Raw genomic sequence first — 14680 nt, 5'->3', positions numbered from 1 at the left:
ATGCATACCGGGCTTATTTTTTGCTTTTACTTACGCTGGCATCGCGTCACGCGGAATAATCGCTCCGCGATACTGAATCACTGTGCTGGCCGTCAGGTGCCCGCGTTTTGCGGCAGCGGCGGCATCGCCACCGGTCAGACGTACCGCCAGATAACCGGCGCTAAAGGAATCTCCCGCCGCGGTGGTATCGACCACTTTTTCTTTCGGCAGTTTCACCGCAGGCACGTCAATCAGCATTTCACCTGCCACAGACACCAGGCATGATTCTGCGCCACGCTTGATTACCACTTCGCTGACGCCTGCCGCGTGCGTCCTGGCAATCACCTCGTCTGCCGGTTTCGCGCCCCACAAGGCGTCTTCGTCATCCAGCGTCAGGAAGGCGATGTCGGTACATTCGAGCATCTGCTGATAAACTTGCTGCGTCTCTTCGCGGCTTGCCCACAGACGCGGGCGGTAGTTGTTATCAAAAATCACTTTGCCGCCGTTAGCGCGGCATTCGCGCAGCAGCGAGAGCAGTTTTTCGCGGCTGGTCGGGCTCAGGATCGCGAGGCTGATGCCGCTCAGGTAGAGATAATCAAAGGTCGCCAGCGTTTCACAAATGGCCGCGGCCTGATCGCTCTCCAGCCAGAATTTTGCGGCAGCTTCGTTGCGCCAGTAGTAGAACGTCCGTTCGCCGGTATCGTCAGTTTCGATGTAATAAAGCCCCGGCAGGCGATTGTCCATTCGCTGGATAAGACCAGTGCCGACATTTTCGCCCTGCCAGGCGTCCAGCATCTGCTGGCTGAAGCTGTCGGTGCCGAGCGCGGTAACGTAATCAACGGACAGCGCGGCGGCATTCACCTGACGCGCAATATACACGGACGTATTGAGCGTATCACCGCCAAAACCGCGGCTGACGTCCGCGCCTTTTTCCGATAACTCAATCATGCATTCGCCGATCACGGCAATTTTTTTAGACATAATCATGAACCTGGATCCGGGAAATTAGCGCTAGTTTGCGCTGTGGCATTTTCGTGGTCAACCATATTAAAACAACGTTCCATTATTTTCTTGAGCTGGCGCGTATTCCTGTTGGATTCTTGCTCGCAGAAAAAGAAAATGGCCGCCATTGAACATAAAGTTCTCATTTTCGCCGCCGATAATCCTGAAGCAACACGAGACCATTTCTCCTTTTTCGACAGGACAGCTGAGATGAAGTCAACGCAGGTTATCCAGCAGATAAGCATTCCGGATGTAGGCCTGAAAAGCCTGCAGGAGCGCCGCTATTGGCTGGGATGTGAACGTGCTTATACTTATCAGCCGATTTATAAAACCAATGGTCAGTTGATGGCGGTCGAACTGCTGACGATCGTCACCCATCCTTCGCACCCCGGCCAGCGGATCGCGCCGGATCGCTATTTCGCCGAAGTGGCGGTAAAACAGCGCAGCGATGTGGTGAAAGAGCAACTAATGCTGCTGGCGGAGAAAAAAGCGTTCTTTGAGAAGAATCAGATCCTGGCGTCGGTGAACGTCGATGGCCCGACGCTGCTGACGCTGCGCAAAGATCCTCAACTGGCGGCGCTGATCGAATCGCTGCCGTGGGTTCGCTTTGAGCTGGTGGAGCACATCCGCCTGCCGCAAGACTCCACGTTCGCTTCCATGTGCGAGCTCGGCCCGTTGTGGCTGGACGATTTTGGTACCGGCATGGCGAACTTTTCCGCATTGAGCGAAGTGCATTACGACTACATCAAAGTCGCCCGCGAGCTGTTCATTATGCTGCGTAAAACCCAGGAAGGGCGCAACCTCTTCACCCAGTTGTTGCAACTGATGAATTGCTATTGTCAGGGGGTGATTGTTGAGGGCGTCGAAACACTGGAAGAGTGGCGCGACGTGCAGCAATCCCCGGCTTACGCGGCCCAGGGTTACTTCCTCTCCCGCCCGGTTCCCTTCTCTTCGCTTGAGAACGTTCTGCTCACATTAGCCTGATTTGCCGCAGGTTCTGCTCACCTCAACTATTATTCAGAAAGGTGAGGCAAGACAGGAGTGGACCCGGCATGACAAAAACGCGTAAAGCCATTGCCCTGATTTCAGGCACGATTTTGCTGATCATCGTCGTGTTGTTCATCATTATCGCGACCTTTGACTGGAACCGGCTGAAGCCAACAATAAATCAAAAAGTTTCTACCGAGTTGAACCGTCCGTTCGCCATTCGCGGTGATCTGGGCGTGGTCTGGGAGCGGCAGCCGGGTGAAACCGGGTGGCGAAGCTGGATCCCCTGGCCGCATGTTCATGCTGACGATGTACTGCTCGGCAACCCGCCCGATATCCCGGAAATTACCATGGTGCATCTGCCGCGCGTGGAAGCGACGCTCGCACCGCTGGCTTTACTGACCAGAACGGTTTACCTGCCGTGGATCAAGCTGGTTCAGCCAGATGCGCGGCTGATTCGGCTGTCAGAAAAGAACAACAACTGGACGTTTCAGCTGGCGGGGGATGACAACAACGATCCCAACGCGCAACCGTCCGGCTGGTCTTTCCGGCTCGATAACATTCTGTTCGATCGTGGACGCATTAAGATCGACGACAGCGTGACGCGTGCCGATGTGGAGATCCTGGTCGATCCGCTGGGCAAACCGCTACCGCTCAGTGAGGTGACGGGTAATAAAGCGAAGGGCGACAACGCGAAAGCGAGCGATTATGTCTTTGGCCTGAAGGCGCAGGGGCGATACAACGGCCAGCCGCTGACCGGCACCGGCAAGATTGGTGGCATGCTGGCGCTGCGCAGCGAAGGCACGCCGTTCCCGGTGCAGGCGGATTTTCGCTCCGGCAACACGCAGGTCGCCTTTACCGGCACGGTCAACGATCCGATGAAAATGGGCGGGGTCGATTTACAACTGAAGTTTTCCGGCGATTCGCTCGGTGAGCTGTATGACCTGACCGGCGTACTGCTGCCGGATACGCCGCCATTTTCCACCGACGGTCATCTGGTGGCAAAAATCAACAGCGAGAAAGGCTCCGTTTTTGACTACCGTGACTTCAATGGCCGCATCGGCGACAGCGATATTCACGGTTCGCTGACCTACACTACCGGCAAGCCGCGCCCGAAACTGGAGGGCGATCTTGAATCGCGCCAGTTGCGTCTCGCTGACTTAGGCCCGCTGGTCGGCGTCGATTCCGGCAAAGGCACTAAATCCTCAAAAGTGAAGAAAGATCCGCAACCTGCCGGGAAAGTGCTGCCGTATGAACGCTTTGAAACCGACAAGTGGAACGTGATGGACGCCGATGTACGTTTCAAAGGGCAGCGCATTGAGCATGGCAGCACGTTGCCGATAAGCGATCTCTCAACGCACATCATTCTCAGCAATGCTGATCTGCGTCTCAGCCCACTGAAGTTTGGCCTCGCGGGCGGCACGATTTCGTCTCATATCCGTCTTGAAGGCGATAAAAAACCGATGCAGGGGCGGGCAGAGATCCAGGCGCGGCGGCTCAAGCTGAAAGAATTAATGCCGAACGTCGAACTGATGCAAAAAACGCTGGGGGAAATGAACGGCGATGCGGATCTGCGCGGTACCGGTAATTCGGTGGCGGCGCTGCTTGGCAGCAGCAACGGCAACCTGAAACTGCTGATGAACGACGGGCTGGTGAGCCGTAATCTGATGGAAATCCTCGGGTTGAACGTCGGCAACTATATCGTCGGGCAAATCTTTGGCGATGACGAAGTGCGGGTGAACTGCGCCGCGGCCAATCTCGACATCGTCAACGGCGTGGCGCGACCGCAGATATTCGCCTTTGACACCGAAAACGCGCTGATTAACGTCACCGGTACCGCCAGCTTTGCCTCGGAACAGCTGGATTTAACCATCGATCCGGAAAGTAAGGGCGTGCGCATTATCACGCTGCGTTCACCACTGTATGTGCGCGGGACGTTCAAAAATCCGGATGCGGGGGTGAAAGTCGGGCCGCTGATTGCCCGTGGCGCGGTCGCGGCTGCGCTGGCGACGCTGGTCACGCCGGCTGCCGCGCTGCTGGCGCTGATTTCGCCGTCAGAAGGCGATGCCAATCAGTGTCGGGTGATTTTGTCGCAGATGAAGAAATGATTCGATCGTAACGCCGGATGGCGCTGGCGCTTATCCGGCCTACGGTTCGGGCAGTTTTGCAGGCCGGATAAAGTGTTTACAGCGACTGATGCTTCGTTTCGTGGGTCAGCAGCAGCGCAATCAGCGTCAGTGCTGCCATCGTCGCCAGATAAATACCGACGTAAAACAGCCCGTAAGTGCCCTGTAACCACGCGGCGATATACGGCGCGACCGACGCACCCAGAATCGACGCCACGTTATAGGAAAACGACGCGCCGGTGTAGCGCACTTCGGTCGGGAACAGCTCCGGCAGCAGCGCGCCCATCGGACCAAAGGTCAGCCCCATCAGACTCAGCCCCAGCAGCAGAAAAGCGAAAATCAGCGCCGGGTTCCCGGAGCCCAGCAGCGGCTGGAACAGGAACAGGGCAAAGACGATGATCAGCGACGTAATGATGACCATGCTGGCTCGGCGGCCAAAGCGGTCAGCCAGCAGGCCCGCGACCGGTACCATCACGCCGAAACCAATCACCGCCATCATCAGCATCCACAGCACTTCATTACGCGGCAGCCCAAGACCGTGCGGCACGGCGGCGGTGCTGTAGGTCATTGAATAAACGGTCATGATATAGAACAGCGTATAGGTCGCCAGCATGATGAAAGTGCCGAGAATGGTCACCCGCAGATGCTTACTCAGCAGCGTACCCAGCGGCACTTTCACCTGTTTTTTCGCCGCGGCGATTTTGGCGAACACCGGTGTTTCGTGCAGAGAAACGCGAACGTAAAGGCCGATAATCACCAGCACGGCGGAGAAGATAAACGGCACGCGCCAGCCCCAGCTCATGAACTGTTCATCGGTCAGCAGCCACGACAGCAGCAGGAACGTGCCGTTGGCAAAGAAGAAACCAATCGGCGCGCCGAGTTGCGGGAACGAGCCGTACAGCGCGCGTTTACGGGGTGGCGCGTTCTCCGTCGCCAGCAGCGCCGCACCGCCCCACTCACCGCCAAGACCGAGCCCCTGACCAAAACGCGCCAGCGCCAGCAGCAACGGCGCCATCAACCCAATGGTTTCATAACCGGGCAGCAGGCCGATCACCACGGTTGAAATCCCCATCGTCAGCAGCGACGCCACCAGCGTCACCTTACGGCCAACGCGGTCGCCGAAGTGACCAAACAGCGCGGAGCCAATCGGACGCGCGACAAACGCGATGGCGAAGGTCGCCAGCGACTGTAGCGTGGCGGCGGCGGGATCGCCCTGCGGGAAGAAGATATGCGGGAAAACAATCACTGCCGCCGTGGCGTAAATATAGAAGTCGAAGAACTCAATGGCGGTACCAATGAGCGACGCAACGACGACCTTGTTACGCGAGTTGACGGGGGCGATGGCGTGTTCGTTATCGAGTGTTGTGGCGGTTGCTTGCATATAATATTTTCTTATTTTTTGGCGAACGAACGACCATATTAGACACAGCAAAAGTGACATTTCAATCTGCGGTGGGTTGCCAGATAGTTCATAAAGCAACCAAAAAGCGGATAATTTTTACCCCTGCTATTTCACGTCTATGAAATGCTTCACACAAATACAAACTTAGTGGATAAAACCAGAAATTGGTTAAATAAAAGTTAACGACTGGATTTAAATGCTGAAATGATGCGCAGGGCTGAAGTTTTCCGTTTCTCTTCAGCCCTGTACGCGGGTTAACGGTGCGTTTTCCCCGGCATGCGTGGATCGTCTTTATACTCGGCGGTGGCAATCCAGGCGGCGCAGAACAGCGTCAGGCGGGCGAAGAAATAGAAGAATGCCATCAGTCCGAGTACTGAGCCAAACGCCGCACCGGACGGGGATTTCACCAGCGACGGCAGCGTCCAGGTCATGATGATTTTGATCACCTCAAACCCGATGGCCGCAATCAACGTCCCGCGAATCAGCGCTTTTCGGCGCGGGCGGTGGCGTGGAAGGCGCCAGAAAATCCAGAAAAACAGCAGATAGTTGGCGAAAATCGAAATCGCCAGACCCACCAGCCGCCAGGCCGGTTTCAGCCATTCGATGCTGTCGAGATAAAGTGCGGAGATAATCATCTGCTGCGCAGAGCCTGACACCGAGGTGATCGACAGCGTAACGATCAGCGCCACCAGCAGGCCAATCAACGACACGAAATCACGGAAGTATTTGACCCAGATTTTCTCCTGGTCCTGCGGCGTACGTTCCCAGACGTCGCGCGACTGCGCGCGGATCGCTTCACGCAGGTTGCCCATCCAGTTGATGCCGGAATAGAGCGCAATCAACAGCCCGACGATCCCGACGGTGGTGCGCTGCTGAACGGCGGTATTGATTGTGCTTTTCAGCGTGGCAGCCAGCGTCGGGTCGCTGACGTTTTGCAGGATTTTGTCGAAGATATCCTGTAACAGCGTCGGGTGTGAGGCGAGAATAAACCCCCCGGCGGCGAACGAGACCATCAGGATGGGGATCATCGACAAAAATGAGAAGTAGGTAATGGCGGCTCCGAACTGGTTTCCCATGCGGTCGTTGAAGCGCTCAGCGGCGCGCAGCAGATGGGCAATCACCGGCTGGCGCTGAATGACGGTGGCCGTCCCGGTGGCTTTTTTCAGCGCCTTGTTGGCGGTATTGATTACCCCGGCGGCGGGTTTCTCGTGTGGGTCCATTTTCCTGACGGGATCGTATTCCAGATCCTCAATGGGGCGCTTGTCGTCGTTTTCCGGCGTCATCAGGCTGTTATTCCTTTCTTTGTATCAAATAAAAAAGTATAGCGCGTACCGCTCAATGTTAATCGACATAGGCTTTCATCACACCAGTCAGCCATTCCATAAACAGATGCACGCGGCGGGAAAGATTGCGGCGATGAGGGTAAATCAGCGAGACCGGCATCGGCTCCGCACGGTACTGCGGCAGGATTTCCACCAGCTTACCGCTGCGCAGCGCTTCACGAACGCCGACGCGCGGCACCTGAATAATCCCCAGCCCCGCCAGACACGCCGCGTGGTACGTTTCGGTGCTGTTGACGGTCAGGACGCCGCCGGTCTTAATCCAGCGCGTGGCGTTATCGAGCATCACCTCAAACCCCGGCGGACGCACGCCGAGATTCACCGCATAATGCACCAGCGCGTGACCGGCCAGATCATCAAGCGTTTCCGGGTAACCAAAACGCGCCAGATATTGCGGGCTGGCGCAGTTAATAATCGAAAGTTTCCCTAACGGACGCGCGATTAATCCGGAATCTTTCAGCGTTCCCACGCGCACCACGCAGTCGAATCCTTCCCGAATAACATCCACCAGTCGATCGCTGCTGCTGAGCTCCAGTTCAATGCCGGGGTATTGCTGCAGGAAGGTGGGCAGGCGGGGGATCACCAGATTCCGCGCCACGCCAACGGGCATATCGACCCGCAACTTGCCGCTGATACTGGTGGGATCGTGCTGGAACATGCCGTCCAGCTCATCCAGATTGCTGAGCACGTCTTTGGCCCGCTCGTAATAGACCATGCCGTCCTGCGTCAGTTGTACGCGTCGTGTGGTGCGATGGAGCAACCGGGTGCCGAGATGATTTTCCAGCGCCTGAATCTGGCGCGATACGCTACCTTTCGGAAGCCCGAGGGTATCGGCGGCGCGAGAAAAACTTTCCAGTTCCGCGACACGAATAAATAACTGCATTGCGTGAATTTTATCCATATCCAAAACCGATTGTTGATGTGTGTGAAACAGTAAAGCGTAATTTACTACATTTATTGTTTTAATCGCACCTAATAAGCTCTTTTCTCAGGTTTACCACAGCGGAGATGAGGTTCTTATGACACAACGTATTGCTTTAGTGACAGGCGGCAGTCGCGGCCTGGGGAAAAACGCGGTGCTGAAGCTGGCAGCGAAAGGGATCCATATTATTTTCACTTACAACAGTAACGTTCAGGCAGCACAACAGGTTGTGCAGGAAATTGAACAAACGGGAGTGAAAGCGGTGGCATTGCAGCTCAACGTCGGCGAAACGGTACACTTCCCGGCGTTTGTGCAGGAGATTCAGCAGCACCTTAAGCAAATCTGGAATCGCGACACCTTTGATTATTTAGTCAACAACGCCGGGATCGGCCTGAACACGCCGTTTGCCGATACCAGCGAAGCACAGTTTGATGAGTTGATGAATATCCATTTCAAAGGGCCTTTTTTCCTGACACAGCGCCTGTTGCCGTTGCTGAAAGACGGCGGACGCATTCTGAATGTTTCCACCGGGCTGGCGCGCTTTACGCTGCCGGGATCCGGGGCGTACGCGGCAATGAAAGGGGCGATAGAAGTGCTGACGCGCTATCAGGCGAAAGAACTTGCCGCGCGCGGGATTTCCGTGAATGTCATCGCGCCGGGGGCTATCGCGACCGATTTTAGTGGCGGCCGCGTCCGCGACAATGAACAAATGAATCAGTTTGTTGCGTCGCAAACGGCGCTCGGACGCGTCGGGTTGCCGGACGATATTGGTAATGCGATTGCCGCGCTACTCAGCGATGAACTGGGCTGGATGACGGCGCAGCGTGTAGAAGTGTCCGGCGGTATGTTTTTATAAGCAACATCCCCGGTTTTCATCCGAAAACCGGGCTTTTTCTCTCCCTTCCCAAAACGCAAAACTGAAAGAAAGTGGTAGCTGGATCGCTGCTTTCGCTCCTGGTTCATATAGTGATCACGGTTGCTGGATATATTCTGGTATATCTTGTAAATGACGAAAATAAAAAAGAAAACTTTAAGTTAAATCAGGCAGATTCTTCACTTGATGGTGCGTTAAGGAAGAGAGAGATGCAAACAGCTTCGAATCAGATGTTTGAACAATTTGAACACAGTCTGTCGATAATTCGTCATGCATCCGTAGACGTGCTTCAGTTGCTCAAAATTTATGTGGCAGAAGGAAAAGATCCGCGCTGGTTTCTGGAACAACTGGAACAGGCGCGTCTGAATCTGGGGGGATGGACGAACGTCGCGAAACGGCTGCATCTGAATGACGCCGAAATGAGCGAATTCACTCTCCAGCTTCGCCATTTGCAACAGACGGTGCCGCAATACGAGCGCGGGCAAAACGTGCACGAAAATCAGCGTATTGCGGCGCTACGTTTTCTCAGTACCCTGGAAGCGGTCAAGGCGAAACAGCCACGGCTGCGCTATGACACCAAAGTGGGCGAGTCGGGCGAGGATCTGCAAATTCAGGCGCAGCGGCAGTTACGGGCGCTGGAGCTGACCATCAAAGCGCTGGTGTCGCAGGCGTGGCCCGATACGTTGCAGCTCACCAATCATCTGAAGCTTCAGTTTGGCGCTGATAGCGTGCGTCGCTGGCTGACGCTGGGCAACTCCGGCGATATTCTCAGCGGGATGATGTTCAGCGAACTGGCGCTGTTGCTGGTTGATAAAAAAGAGTTTGCGCGGCACTACTCGACGATTTTCCATTCCGCCACCTCGCTGAGCTATCTGGTCGATCCGCGCATTACGCTGCAGGCGTTTCTCGAACATTGCCGACAGCTTCGCAACGCGGTGATCAGCGGGCGCCCCCTCTCTTCTGCCGAACTGGCGTTGCTCGACAGCTACAGCCAGCAGATTGCCGGGCCTGTTCAGCGCGCGTTCGAGCAGAAGAAAACCGGCGTCAACCCGTCCACTTACATGATCGTGGATGACGCTGCGTTAAAAGAGTTCTGGGAACAGGCCATCGAGCGGGATAAAGAAGCCGGTGGTGATACAACGTTCGTGAGCGACAACATTGAAGGCCATGGCAGGCATGCGAAACGCACCCCGGAAGAGCGCGAGCAGCTGATTTCCGGCGTGCTGTGGGGCGCGGTCGGGGTGATGGTGCTGGCGATCCTCGGCGGGGCGATCTGGATTTTTAGTTCCGAAGTGGCGCAGCGACCGATTCCCCGCGTCCCCACTGCCGAAGCGCTGGCGTCCACTGAGCTGGAAGAGCAGTCACCTCGCGAAAGGCTTTCCAGCCTGGGCGTCACCTGGGATGCATTCAGCCTGCATTCGGCTATCGATCGCAACGACGTGAAAGTGGCGCAGCTTTTCCTGCAGGGCGGCATGAACTGGGAGCTCTCCTGGACCGAGCAGGCGATGGCCATCAAGAATGATGAAGTGCTGGAGTTGCTGCTGCGCTACCGGATGCTGATGGACGAGCCAAAACCCTGCCGCCGTTTTATCAACAATATCAGCCACTCAATGGCTAACGGACAGAAGCTGACGATGATGCGCAAAAGCTATCTGCAAACATTCTGCTCAAGGCCGCCGGTGATCACGCGCCAGCACCATGAACTGGAACTGGCGGAACAGCGCATGCTGTCGCAGCCGAATGAGCAGAACAAAAAATGGCTGGATATCCAGCAGGCGATTTACGATCAGATCCGCTAGCAAATTCCGGCGGCGACTTCACCGCCGGTGTGCGTTAAATCGGCTCGCCATACAGGCCAATCAGACGACGAACGACGCCGTTCGTCCAGCCGAAACCATCCTGTAACGGGTACTCACCCCCGCCCCCTTCGCGCGGCGTGCCGGTCGCGATATGGTATTTCTCAATAAGCTTGTGGTGCGTTTTATAAAACATGTTCACCGTTTGCAGCCAGCTCTGGGCTATCTCGTCGCCAAGCGAGTCCTGACCGTACATTTTGAAGCCCTGCACCGCCATCCACTGCAGCGGCGCCCAGCCGTTGGGGGCGTCCCACTGCTCGCCGCTTTCGTATTCCGTCGCCATGATGCCGCCGGGCGTCAGCAACCGCGCACGAATTGCATCGCCCAGCCGGTCAGCCTGTTCATGAGTCGCCAGGCCAACGTAGAGCGTCACAATGCTGGCCGCGGAAAACAGTGCCTGCTGCTCGCGTCGCCAGTCGTAATCGCGAAAACAGCCGCTCTCGTCATCCCACAGGTAGCGGGTCACCGCGTCGCGGCGCTGGGTCGCTTTCTGACGAAACAGCGCTTCGGTTTCATGCTCGCCTTTTAAACCGGAAATATTGGCAATCGTGTTTTCCAGTTTGAACAGAAAGGCGTTTAAATCGATGGGAACGAACTGGGTAGTCCGGATGCTCGCCAGGCGGGTGATATCCCGCAACCAGCGCGAGGAATAGTCCCAGCCGGATGCCGCCCCGGCGCGCAAATCCCGATAGACTTCGTTCGGCGGGCGACCGGAATGTCTGGCGGTTTCGACGTCTTCCAGCCAGGATTCATCACGCGGCGTGTCGCGGTCATCCCAGTAGCGGTTGAGCAGCGAACCGTCCGGCATACGCACCACGTGGCGATAGGCCTGATTGGGTAGAAGCGACTCGGCGCCATCCATCCAGAACTGATACTCCAGTTTCAGATGATCGAGATAACGACGCGCGCCACGCACGCCATCTTCCTCAAACAGCTCCACCATCAGCGCAAACACCGGTGGCTGCGAACGGCTGAGATAGTAGGTGCGGTTGCCGTTGGGGATGTGGCCGTAACGCTCAATCATCCAGGCAAAATTGTCCGCCATACATTTCAGCAGATCCTCACGACCGCTTTCCGCCAGCCCCAGCATGGAGAAATAGGAGTCCCAGTAGTAGGTTTCACCAAAACGCCCGCCGGGAACAATATACGACTGCGGCAGCGGCAGCAGCGACGACCAGGGAATGTGATCCTGCGGCTCGCGGGTCAGCACCGGCCACAGGCTGTCGATGTGCTCTTTCAGCGAGTTCTCGGGATTGGAAACGTATTCGTTCTCATGGGTTTCCGGTAACCAGAAATGGTTCTCAATAAACTGACGCAAATCGAAACTCGGGTGGCGTCTGACTTTCCGGTAACGGATCAGAATATCCAGCGGATCCATTTTTGGTGCGCAGTCGGGGAAAGTTTTGCTGTCGGCAAACAGCCGCGACGACTGCACACGTTCAAACAGTTCAAGGTAACGATCGGCAGGGGTTAACGCATCAGAGGCGGGAAGCCCCTCGATCATCTCCGGCTCGGGTTCTGCTTCGATCATTTCATCCAGTTTTAATTCGCAAGGATCGATTTCGTAGCAGACTTCGGCCTCCACTGGCGGCATTTCTGGCTCATCGATGCGTAGATTCTGGTTGAACATAACGATTCAGACCTCCGGGTGTTGTCGGTTTAAAAATGGGTTTTTGCAGGTCACTTATTAAGCGTAGACACTCGCTTCGGTGCCTGGGATAAGAGGAATCAGAATTGGGCGCTTTTTAAGCCGGAAAGGGGCGATATGCAAAGAAATGATACAAAAATCCCCTCATTTGAGGGGATTTGGCGCAGCGGCTTAGCGCATGGTCACAAACTCTTCCGCTGCCGTCGGATGGATGGCGACGGTGTTGTCGAAGTCTTTCTTGGTGGCCCCCATTTTCAGCGCTACCGCGAAGCCCTGCAGCATTTCGTCCATACCGAAACCGATGCCGTGGATACCGACAATCTTCTCTTCCGGGCCGACACAGACCAGCTTCATACGGCACGGCTGGCGATGAGTGGTCACCGCGGTGTACATGGCGGTGAAGGAGGATTTGTAGACCTTCACGGCCTCGTCGCCATACTGCATACGCGCCTGGGGTTCGGTTAACCCCACGGTGCCGATCGGCGGGTGGCTGAAGACCACGGTCGGGATGTTGTTGTAGTCCAGATGCTCGTCCGGCTTGTTGTTAAACAGGCGTTCAGAGAGGCGACGACCGGCGGCAACCGCCACTGGCGTCAGTTCAACGGCGCCGGTGTTATCGCCCACGGCATAGATGCCCGGAACACTGGTGTTCTGGAATTTATCGACAGCAATGTAGCCTTTGTCGTCAGTTTTCACGCCAGTGACGGCAAGGTTGAAATTGTCGGTGGCCGGTTCACGACCAATCGCCCAGATCAGGCTGTCAACGGTCTGGCTGCGGCCATCTTCCAGTTCCAGCGTCAGGCTGCCATCGGCGTTTTTCACCACCGCTTTCGGGATCGCGTGGGTGTGCAGCGTCGGGCCTTCGGCGGCCATCACTTCGACCAGCGTTTCAGTAATCATCGGGTCAAAGGTACGCAGCGGCGCATGTTTACGCACGAACAGGTGCGTTTCCGCGCCCAGACCGTTAATCACGCCAGCCAGTTCAACGGCGATATAACCCGCGCCAACGACGGCAACGCGTTTCGGTAACGCAGGCAGAGCGAAGAAACCATCGGAATCAATGCCATACTCGACGCCCGGAATGTTCGGGTGGCTCGGGCGACCGCCAGTGGCGATCAGAATGTGGTCCGCCGTCAGCGTTTCGCCGTTCACTTCGATGGTTTTCGCATCGACGAAACGGGCAAAGCCTTTGATGACATCCACCTTGTTCTTGCCCAGCACGTTGTCATACGAGGTATGAATGCGATCGATATAGGCGCTACGGCTGCCGACCAGTTTCTGCCAGTCAAACTGGTTGATGGTGGTGTCGAATCCGTAATCCGGGCCATACATATGAATGGCTTCGCGGATCTGCGCCGCATGCCACATCACTTTTTTCGGCACGCAGCCGACGTTCACGCAGGTGCCGCCCAGCTCTTTCGCTTCGATCAGCGCACACTTCTGGCCGTACATGGCCGCACGGTTGATGGAGGCGATACCGCCGCTGCCGCCGCCGATAGCGATGTAGTCATAATGCTTGCTCATGGGTCTTATCCTTACTGTCTGATTGCCGCGATTGTATACCTGAAATCAATAGCTTCCACCTATGACTGCGATTACTCAGGGACGATCCAGTTCACGGCGGTATGCCCGGTGCCGGTCGGCACCAGTTTACGATGCAGCCACGGCAGCACGTTGTTCATCTGCTGCTCCAGCTTCCATGGCGGGTTGATAACAATCATGCCGGACGCGGTCATGCCGCGCATGTCGCTGTCCGGGCGCACCGCCAGCTCAATCTGCAGAATACGGCGAATGCCGGTGGCTTCCAGCTCTTTAATCATGCGTTTGATTTGCGCGCGCAGCACTACCGGATACCACAGTGCGTAAGTGCCGGTGGCAAAGCGCTTATACCCTTCGCTGATGCCGGTCACCACCGCCTGATAATCGGTTTTAATTTCATACGGCGGATCGATGAGCACCAGACCGCGGCGGGAAACCGGCGGCAGTTTGGCTTTCAGTTGCTGATAACCGTCCGCTTTTTCCACTCGCGCCCGTTCGTCTTTCTGGAACTCGGAGCGCAGCAACGGGTAATCACTCGGATGCAGTTCGGTGAGCTGCAGGCTGTCCTGTTCGCGCAACAGCTGACGGGCGATCAGCGGCGAGCCCGGGTAGTAACGCAACTGGCCGCTGCGGTTGAAATGCTGCACCACGCCAATGTACGACGCCAGCTCGGCCGGGAGATCGTCCTGCTGCCAGATGCGGGCGATACCTTCCAGATATTCGCCAGTGCGTTCCGCATGCTCGCTGCTCAGCTGATAACGCCCGGCGCCAGCGTGGGTGTCGAGATAGAGAAACGGTTTCTCTTTCTCTTTCAGCGCGTCGATGATCAGGCTCTGAACGGTGTGTTTGAGAACGTCGGCGTGGTTGCCTGCGTGGAAGCTGTGGCGATAACTGAGCATGAAGATAAAGTTCCGGAAATGAAAAAACGATTTGCGACAGTTTACCGCAGATCGGGTCAGATTACCCGCAAGCTGGTAAGCGGTTATCCAGGCCGACGGCATTGAA

At 56.3% G+C, this 14680-nt stretch carries 11 protein-coding genes; 4 read left to right on the top strand and 7 right to left on the bottom strand.

The window, feature by feature from the left end; all coding sequences use genetic code 11:
* Positions 1-30: 30 nt before the first annotated feature.
* Positions 31-960: a 2-dehydro-3-deoxygluconokinase gene (gene kdgK / locus AOY23_RS00765; protein WP_054178138.1), complete on the bottom strand. Its 930-nt coding sequence runs from the start codon at positions 958-960 to the stop codon at positions 31-33.
* A gap of 231 nt (positions 961-1191) precedes the next feature.
* Between kdgK and pdeH the strand changes: the two genes are divergently transcribed.
* Together pdeH and AOY23_RS00755 are read left to right on the top strand one after the other, a co-directional pair.
* Positions 1192-1965, top strand: coding sequence for a cyclic-guanylate-specific phosphodiesterase (gene pdeH, locus AOY23_RS00760; protein WP_054178137.1), 774 nt, complete (start codon positions 1192-1194; stop codon positions 1963-1965).
* Positions 1966-2033: 68 nt separating this feature from the next.
* Complete coding sequence (locus AOY23_RS00755) at positions 2034-4076, top strand: AsmA family protein (RefSeq protein ID WP_054177959.1); 2043 nt, start codon at positions 2034-2036, stop codon at positions 4074-4076.
* Between the two features lie 76 nt (positions 4077-4152).
* On the opposite strand, the gene AOY23_RS00750 is transcribed toward AOY23_RS00755, so the two are convergent.
* From AOY23_RS00750 to AOY23_RS00740, 3 genes are all read right to left on the bottom strand, one after another.
* The gene (locus tag AOY23_RS00750; protein WP_054177958.1) at positions 4153-5475 is read right to left on the bottom strand and encodes an MFS transporter; all 1323 of its coding nucleotides are present in this window, start codon (positions 5473-5475) and stop codon (positions 4153-4155) included.
* Positions 5476-5750: 275 nt separating this feature from the next.
* Positions 5751-6779, bottom strand: coding sequence for an inner membrane protein YhjD (gene yhjD, locus AOY23_RS00745; protein ID WP_054177957.1), 1029 nt, complete (start codon positions 6777-6779; stop codon positions 5751-5753).
* A 58-nt stretch (positions 6780-6837) separates the two neighbouring features.
* Positions 6838-7737 carry a LysR family transcriptional regulator gene (locus tag AOY23_RS00740; RefSeq protein ID WP_054177956.1) on the bottom strand — a complete coding sequence of 300 codons (900 nt, stop codon included), beginning with the start codon at positions 7735-7737 and terminating at the stop codon, positions 6838-6840.
* 118 nt (positions 7738-7855) lie between these two features.
* Here AOY23_RS00740 and AOY23_RS00735 point away from each other — a divergent pair, with 118 nt between their 5' ends.
* Positions 7856-8614: an SDR family NAD(P)-dependent oxidoreductase gene (locus tag AOY23_RS00735; RefSeq protein ID WP_054177955.1), complete on the top strand. Its 759-nt coding sequence runs from the start codon at positions 7856-7858 to the stop codon at positions 8612-8614.
* A gap of 227 nt (positions 8615-8841) precedes the next feature.
* Positions 8842-10431, top strand: coding sequence for an STY4199 family HEPN domain-containing protein (locus AOY23_RS00730; protein WP_054177954.1), 1590 nt, complete (start codon positions 8842-8844; stop codon positions 10429-10431).
* Between the two features lie 34 nt (positions 10432-10465).
* Here AOY23_RS00730 and AOY23_RS00725 read toward each other — a convergent pair whose 3' ends face one another.
* The 3 genes from AOY23_RS00725 to AOY23_RS00715 all read right to left on the bottom strand — a co-directional run bounded on the left by AOY23_RS00725 (position 10466) and on the right by AOY23_RS00715 (position 14574).
* A complete protein-coding gene (locus AOY23_RS00725) occupies positions 10466-12118 on the bottom strand; it encodes an alpha,alpha-trehalase (protein ID WP_054177953.1) in 1653 nt (550 codons plus the stop codon).
* A gap of 189 nt (positions 12119-12307) precedes the next feature.
* Complete coding sequence (gene gorA / locus AOY23_RS00720; RefSeq protein WP_054177952.1) at positions 12308-13660, bottom strand: glutathione-disulfide reductase; 1353 nt, start codon at positions 13658-13660, stop codon at positions 12308-12310.
* Between the two features lie 71 nt (positions 13661-13731).
* The gene (locus AOY23_RS00715) at positions 13732-14574 is read right to left on the bottom strand and encodes a 23S rRNA (adenine(2030)-N(6))-methyltransferase RlmJ (RefSeq protein WP_054178136.1); all 843 of its coding nucleotides are present in this window, start codon (positions 14572-14574) and stop codon (positions 13732-13734) included.
* Positions 14575-14680 lie beyond the last annotated feature (106 nt).

This window comes from Trabulsiella odontotermitis (assembly GCF_001297775.1).
Taxonomy (GTDB): domain Bacteria; phylum Pseudomonadota; class Gammaproteobacteria; order Enterobacterales; family Enterobacteriaceae; genus Trabulsiella; species Trabulsiella odontotermitis.
Note: the sequence above shows the minus strand (reverse complement) of the source record. Positions and strands in the feature narration are given on the sequence as shown.

Coding starts and splice junctions, on each gene's coding strand:
- AOY23_RS00755 (WP_054177959.1), top strand. CDS start 2,034: ATGACAAAAACGCGTAAAGCCATTGCCCTGATTTCAGGCACGATTTTG.
- AOY23_RS00725 (WP_054177953.1), bottom strand. CDS start 12,118: ATGTTCAACCAGAATCTACGCATCGATGAGCCAGAAATGCCGCCAGTG.
- AOY23_RS00715 (WP_054178136.1), bottom strand. CDS start 14,574: ATGCTCAGTTATCGCCACAGCTTCCACGCAGGCAACCACGCCGACGTT.
- AOY23_RS00750 (WP_054177958.1), bottom strand. CDS start 5,475: ATGCAAGCAACCGCCACAACACTCGATAACGAACACGCCATCGCCCCC.
- AOY23_RS00730 (WP_054177954.1), top strand. CDS start 8,842: ATGCAAACAGCTTCGAATCAGATGTTTGAACAATTTGAACACAGTCTG.
- yhjD (WP_054177957.1), bottom strand. CDS start 6,779: ATGACGCCGGAAAACGACGACAAGCGCCCCATTGAGGATCTGGAATAC.
- AOY23_RS00735 (WP_054177955.1), top strand. CDS start 7,856: ATGACACAACGTATTGCTTTAGTGACAGGCGGCAGTCGCGGCCTGGGG.
- AOY23_RS00740 (WP_054177956.1), bottom strand. CDS start 7,737: ATGGATAAAATTCACGCAATGCAGTTATTTATTCGTGTCGCGGAACTG.
- kdgK (WP_054178138.1), bottom strand. CDS start 960: ATGTCTAAAAAAATTGCCGTGATCGGCGAATGCATGATTGAGTTATCG.
- pdeH (WP_054178137.1), top strand. CDS start 1,192: ATGAAGTCAACGCAGGTTATCCAGCAGATAAGCATTCCGGATGTAGGC.
- gorA (WP_054177952.1), bottom strand. CDS start 13,660: ATGAGCAAGCATTATGACTACATCGCTATCGGCGGCGGCAGCGGCGGT.